This is a genomic window from Haloparvum sedimenti (assembly GCF_001462205.1).
Classification (GTDB): Archaea; Halobacteriota; Halobacteria; order Halobacteriales; family Haloferacaceae; genus Haloparvum; species Haloparvum sedimenti.
The window spans coordinates 1-6510 of record NZ_LKIR01000121.1; the positions used below are offsets into that span (position 1 = coordinate 1).

Annotated in this window: 5 protein-coding genes; 3 read left to right on the forward strand and 2 right to left on the reverse strand. The window is 67.8% G+C overall.

Annotation, left to right across the window (positions count from 1 at the left end; all coding sequences use genetic code 11):
* The first annotated feature begins 24 nt into the window (after positions 1–24).
* Positions 25–1014 (forward strand): inorganic phosphate transporter, encoded by a 990-nt coding sequence (locus tag AN233_RS07280; RefSeq protein ID WP_343123572.1) that lies wholly within the window; start codon positions 25–27, stop codon positions 1012–1014.
* 189 nt (positions 1015–1203) lie between these two features.
* Here AN233_RS07280 and pdxS read toward each other — a convergent pair whose 3' ends face one another.
* Positions 1204–2112: a pyridoxal 5'-phosphate synthase lyase subunit PdxS gene (gene pdxS, locus AN233_RS07285; protein ID WP_058366138.1), complete on the reverse strand. Its 909-nt coding sequence runs from the start codon at positions 2110–2112 to the stop codon at positions 1204–1206.
* A 104-nt stretch (positions 2113–2216) separates the two neighbouring features.
* Here pdxS and AN233_RS07290 point away from each other — a divergent pair, with 104 nt between their 5' ends.
* A complete protein-coding gene (locus AN233_RS07290) occupies positions 2217–4370 on the forward strand; it encodes a hypothetical protein (protein WP_125919994.1) in 2154 nt (717 codons plus the stop codon).
* On the forward strand, positions 4360–5280 hold the full coding sequence (locus AN233_RS07295; protein WP_058366140.1) for a hypothetical protein: 921 nt from the start codon (positions 4360–4362) through the stop codon (positions 5278–5280). The genes AN233_RS07290 and AN233_RS07295 overlap by 11 nt, the downstream gene beginning before the upstream one ends.
* Positions 5281–5294: 14 nt before the next feature.
* Here the strand turns inward: AN233_RS07295 and AN233_RS07300 are convergent.
* Positions 5295–6510: hypothetical protein (locus AN233_RS07300; protein ID WP_218055072.1), on the reverse strand; the 1216-nt coding region annotated here is incomplete at its 5' end.

A 6510-nucleotide genomic window follows, 5' to 3' on the forward strand; every position in this document is an offset into this window, starting at 1 on the left:
AATTCCGCGAAATCGCGCTGATGTGTGTCGTCTATAACATCAAGCGCTTCGTCAAACAGTGAATCTCTACGCCTTACAGCGATTCAACACAGCCGGTTTATCGGACTCGGTATGCTATTTGCCAACCTCTACGGTGTTCCCGTTTCAACCTCGATGACGGCGGTCGGGGCGATCGCGGGTCTCGGGCTCGCAACTGGTCAGCTCGATTATGCGGTCATCGGTTCGATTATGGTTTGGTGGGTCATCGCACCAGTCGTCGGGTTCTGGTTCGGTGCGGTCATCGGTCGGTATCTCTACCCCTATCTCGATCAGAAGTTCGCCCTTGAGCAATCCAGCGGCCCGCTTCTCACGCTTGACCGCTCCGGAGTAGTACCGATGCCGGAATTGGGCCCCGGCACCACTCCCCGTGAGGTGGTCAGCACGAGCGTGGTGCTCGTTATCGCCTGTTACATGTCGTTTAGTGCCGGTGCGAGCAACGTTGCCAACGCGGTCGCACCACTCGTCGGGGGTGGACTAATCGGCGTCGAAAATGCGGTCATACTCGGGACTGTTGCAATCGGTCTCGGTGCGTTTACCATTGCACGGCGGACGATGGAGTCCGTCGGAAACGATCTCACTGACCTGCCGTTACTGGCAGCGACTATCGTGATGGTCGTTGCTGCAAGCATCACGACGGTGGCCTCATACATCGGTATCCCGATGAGTCTCGCACTTTCGACGGTCATGTGTATCGTCGGTCTCGGATGGGGACGAGCAACCCGCCCAACGGGAGCCACCGATCTCATGAAAGGGAACGTCGAAGGCAAAATTTCGGTAGGGGCAGTCACCGCTGAGACGGATGATAAAATCGCCCCGGTCGGCCAAGAGAATCCCGAGAACGTTCAAGACGTCGAGCAATTATTCGATCCTTCCTCCGTCGTTCGCTTCGTCGCGTTCTGGATTATTGGCCCCTCTATCGCCACCGCGCTCTCGTACGTGACGTTCGTCCTCCTCCCCATTGCAGGAACCCCCTGACGACCAAATATGGCCTGTCCTTCTTTAGAGACGTCACTGGTAACGAGGGCTTCTTTTTTCGTGGCCAATTCGCAAGCGCGATCTTACGGCTGTTTCGGGCGTGGTGTGTCCGAAGAATAGGGTTTCAACGAGCCAAAAGGGAAACACCGCGTTTCGATCGACGAGTGCGGGAGCGAAGGTCGTCCGCGGTCAGACGCCGCGGCCTTCGAGCCGCTCCTCCTCCGGGATGGAGTCCTTCGACTGGCCCTTCATCCCCTTGCCGATGCCGCTGGCGATATCCGCGAGCGCCTCGGGGTCGTCCCAGTTGTTGACCGCCTCGACGATGGCGTTGCCCATCTCGACGGGGTCCTCCGCGCCGAAGATGCCGGAGCCGACGAAGATGCCGTCACAATCGTAATGCATCATCAGTGCGGCGTCCGCGGGCGTCGCGATGCCGCCCGCCGCGAAGTTGACGACCGGGAGCCGCTCCTGCTCCGCGGTCTCGTGGACGAGCTCGCGCGGGGCGCCGTGCTCGCGGGCCCACTTCTCGCGCTCGTCGTACTCGAGGCCCTTGATCTCGCGGATCTGGCGCTGCATCGTGCGCTGGTGCTCGACCGCCTGGTTCACGTCGCCCGTGCCCGCCTCGCCTTTCGTGCGGATCATCGCCGCGCCCTCGTTGATGCGGCGGAGCGCCTCGGGGAGGTTCCGGGCGCCGCAGACGAACGGCGACGTGAAGTCGCGCTTATCGATGTGGTAGTCGTCGTCCGCGGGCGTCAGCACCTCGGACTCGTCGATCATGTCGACGCCGAGCGCCTCGAGGATCTGCGCCTCCTTCAGGTGGCCGATCCGGGACTTACCCATCACGGGAATCGACACCTCGTCGATGATCTCGGTCACGTTCGTCGGGTCGGGCATCCGCGCGACGCCGCCGCGCTTGCGGATGTCCGCCGGGACGGCCTCCAGGGCCATCACGGCGACCGCGCCCGCGTCCTCGGCGATCCGTGCCTGCTCGCGCGTGACGACGTCCATGATGACGCCGCCCTTCTGCATCCGCGCGAAGCCTCGCTTCACGAGCTCCGTTCCGCGTTTGAGCTCCTCCAGATCCGTTGCGTCGGCCATACCCGAGATAGGACCGGCCATCACTTAACGGGTTGCTTTCACGAATCGAGCGCGACGATGCGGTGGAAAAACAGTTTTGTATCAACGACGAAATGGGACTCTACGTGAACAACGAGATCGGGAGCGGGGGGCTGCGCGAGTGGATCCAGCAGCCCGGCGTGGTTGACGTGGGGGTTGCGGCCGCGTACCTGGTGGGGATCGCGGCGACTGCGACGTTCTTCACCGGCGACGTCCTCGCGGCCGCGTGGGCCAACGAGGGACTGCTGTTCGCGGCGTTCGCGCTGCTGTCGGAGGTGCTCGGCGGCCCGCTCCGCGCACAGGTGAGCGTGTTCGGCGTCGCACTCGGCGTGTCCCTGGTGTGGGCCTTCGACACGTACAAACGGTATCAGACGTTCGCGCCGCTGACGCTACTCGGCGCCGCGGCGTACGCCGGGGGCACGCTCCGGCCGACGCTGATCGGCGACGTGACGATCGGGACGGCCTCGCTCGGCGTGGTGGCGGTCGTCGCCGGCGCGCAGGCGGGCGGGCTGCCGCTCGTCCAACGGCTCATCGGCCGAGCGAAGCGGCTTCGCGGCGTACCGCCGGTCTCCTTCCGCCGCGCGCCCACGCTGCTCTTCGCGGGAGTGGTCGCGACGGTCGTGGTCGGGCTGGCGGACCTCCACCTCGGGCTGGGGACCGGGTCGCCTGGCCTCACCGCCGTGAACGACGTGCCGGTACACGGGGCGACCGGCCTGGTGCTCGCGCTACTCTTCTACAAGTTCACCCAGTACGACAGCGACGTGAAGATCGTCCAGCTCGGCCCCGCACGGTCGGGGAAGACCTCGATGATCGGCGGGCTCGCGGGCGACGTGGACCGCGAGGCGCGCGAGGGCGACGGCGATGGCTCCCTCGACAAGATCCGATCACGGCTCGAGGACGAACGGCGGTTCCCGAACCTCACGGACGAGGTAACCTATCACGAGTTCAGGTACATGTCCAACCGACCGGTGTTCCGGAAGCGGCACACCATCAGCACGCTGGACTACCCCGGCGAGAAGCTCACCGGGCAGGGGTCCGAGGAACCGCTCTCGGACCGGATCATCAACTACCGGCAGCGCCAGGAGCCGTCGCTGTTCGGGCGGCTGACCGCGGCCGTGAAGCGGTTCGTTCCCCTCGACGAGCGCGAGGACTCCTGGGACGAGGGAGTACGCGACCTCGAGGAGGACGCGGCACACGAGATGATGGCGCTCGCGAAGCTCGTCGACGCGGCCGACATCGTGGTGTTCACGATCCCGCTGGACGACTTCCTGAGCCGGGCTATCGAGCGGGGCAACACACCGAAGTACCTCGACAGCGTCAAGCTGATCGAGCCGGCCGAGACGGACGGCGAGTTCGTCGTCAGGACGCCGGACGGGAGCGCGGACCGCGTCCACCGCGAGGACGGAGAGCTTCGGTACGTCGACACCGGCGAACCGTATCCGGACCCGTGGGGCGAACTGGAGTACCTCCCGCGGACGCCCGACGGCAACTACTACTACGTCGCCCGCGACCGCTCGGGTCGCGACGAGTACAAGGAGGAGTACAAGGAGCTCATCAGGATCCTCAACGACGACCGGCGCAAGAGCTTCGTCTGGACGACGACGATGTCGGACCTGGTCAACGAGGACTTCCTCAGCGTCTACGAGGACGCCGCGCGGCTGGTCGACGCCCCCGGCGACCACGGCGGGGCGCTCGGCGAGCACGTCGAGCGCTCGAGGGAGGCCGGGCTGTTCGACACGACCCCCACCGAGTTCCTCAGACACGACCGCCAGGGGCGGAAGGTCCACGCGCGGTGGATCCAGAAGGAGTACATCGAGAACGCGTTCCCGGAGTTCGACCAGATGCTCTCCGACACGTTCGAGGCGTTCGTCTACCCGGTCTGGTTCGAGATCGACGAGGACCGGACCGCCACGGAGACGCCCGGGATCGAGATCAAAAACGGCACGATCCTCCAGGGCTCGGACCTGGTCCTCGACCGGTTCGAGAACCGGCGGCTACTGGAGCAGGCGTCGTTGACCGGCGGCGACGACTCCGTGATCGAGTCCGGCTACCGTGTCATGTACGCCGCCGCACAGGAGGCGATGGAGGGCGCCAGCGGCGGCCCGGACGACGGGGCCGGCAGCGCACGCGTCGACGGACCGCAGGCCGGCTCGGATCGGGAGGCCGGCGGAACGACCGCCACCGAACGGAACGGCGGACCCGACCGCGAGTCAGGCGGGGCGGCCGTCGATGTCGAGTAGCCGCGTTCGCGTCTACGCGGCCGCGAGCGGCCAGTGTCTCGTCCGCGACGCCGACGGCGTCGACGAGGCGGAACGCGACCTCGTCCAGCGCGACTTTCACGCCGGCGTCCGGCTCGTGGTCGATCCGGACCGTGAGGAGATCCGCGGCATCGTTCCCGCCCGTCGTCGTTCGGAAGAACTGTTCTACGCGGTCGTGTGCCCCGGCGGCGACGAATCTCTCTCGGCCGAGACGTTTCACGCCGCGGTTGCCGAGGTGTTCAGCCGCCACGACCGGTGGGCGATCCGCACCGACACGCCGGAGGGCGACCCCTTCAGGCGGTTTCTCAGAAATTCGGGAGAGTCACCGACGGAGGGGACGAGAGGTGAGAGACCGACGGACGTTGCCCCGGAGGAGATCGACGGGAGCGCCGAGTCGGTGGCGTCCCTGCTGCGGGAACGGGACGAGTCCGACCCGCCCGTCGCGGTCGGGGTCAGCACGTTCGGTGCGGGGCTCGCGCTGTTGGACGCGCTTCGCGAATCCGGGCTCGACCCGGCGTCGGCCGGGGGTGCCGTCATCGCACGGACCGCGCGGACCGACCACCTCGCGCCGGGGCTCGCCGTTCGGATACGGGACGACGAGACGGGGATGACGGTCCTCGCTCACGGGTCCCGAGACATCGAGACCGACGGGGCCGACGGCGCGGACCGCGCGCCCGACGACGATGGCGACGGCGGTTCGGAGAGGGCCGGCGCTGCGGAGACGCCGCGGACGGACGAGAGAGAGCGGACGCCGAGGATCGCCGGAGTCGTCGGCGGCGCGGCGCTGCTCGGAGGAGTCCTTTTGACCATCGGTGGGATCGCCGGCGGCGCCCCGTTGATCGGGGCGGTCGGGATCGGCGTGACGGCGGCGCTCCTGCTGATGTGGCGATAGCGCGCCCGCAGGAGCTACCCGGAGATTTCCTCGAGGAGGTCGTCGAAGCCCACGGCCGGGCGTCCCGCGGTCCGGTCGAGGTTGAAGCGGTCGGTCGGAACGACCGCGACCGTCCCGAAGGCGGCGTCGTCGACGCCGAGCCGGTGGACCGCGACGGTCCGCTTGAACACCCGGCTGTCCGGGGCCAGTCCCTCCGCCTCGGCGACCGGCCCGGCCTCCGTGGTCGCGAGGACCACGTCGGTCCCCGCACGGTCTCCGAACCGTTCACACAGCGCCGCGAGCGTGTCGGCTCCCTGGGGGGCCTCCTCGTCGGGACCGGGCGTCGGCCCGACGAGGAGAATGGTGTCGGCGTCCTCGAGGCGGTCGAGGATGGAGCTGTGAGTCCCCTGCAGCGCCCGGCGGACCGGGACCGGGACGAACCGGCGGAGGTGATAGCGGACGCGCGCGACCGCTCGTGCGGCGCCCGCCGGAAGCACCGCCGGCCCCGGATCCGGGTCGACCTCGCCGATCTGGTCGGTCGTCCATCCCTCGGACTCGATGATCACCGTCCGGAGGAAGAGGCGTTCGGCGAGGTCGTCCGGAATCCCGGGCAGTCCGCGGAACATCGAGGAGACGAAGCCGAACGCCACCGACGAAGCGAATCGCTCCTGAAGGTTCGCGAGGCTGTCCGGCGTGCTCGCGCCGACCAGCTCGCCGTCGCCCTCGATCGGGTAGCCGTGTCGATCCAGCTCGACGGCCTCGTAGAGCCCGCCGACGGCGTACGGCTGGTACTTGTATTCGCCCGCGAAGTCGGGCGGCGAGACGACCACCGTCGTCCGCCGCTGGTCGTAGCGCATGAACACAGACAGCGCCCCGATCAGCACGACCCCCGCCACCGCGACGAGGAGCCGGTCCAGCACGCCGCCGACGGTCGTCGCGTAGTCGACGACCACGACCGTGGCGACGGCGGTCATGCCGTAGCGGAAGGCGCCGCCGGCCGCGGGGAACTGGATCCACCGCAGCTTCTCCAGCGGGGAGAGGTCCGGCGGGCGCTTGACGCCGTAGAACCGGGAGGAGGTGGCCGCTCCCGACAGGAGGCCGGCCGCGAGCCCGACCGCGGCGGCCCACGGCGTGCGGACCACGGCCTCGGCGAGCCGGCCGGTCTGGTCGACGAACAGGCCGAGCGGGACCCCGACGCCGACCAGCACGAACAGCGCCTGCACGCGCTTGGTCCCGTCGAGACAGAACAGC

Bases quoted from the DNA above. Each gene is read 5' to 3' on its own strand.
- pdxS (WP_058366138.1), bottom strand. From the start codon at position 2,112: ATGGCCGACGCAACGGATCTGGAGGAGCTCAAACGCGGAACGGAGCTC.
- AN233_RS07295 (WP_058366140.1), top strand. From the start codon at position 4,360: ATGTCGAGTAGCCGCGTTCGCGTCTACGCGGCCGCGAGCGGCCAGTGT.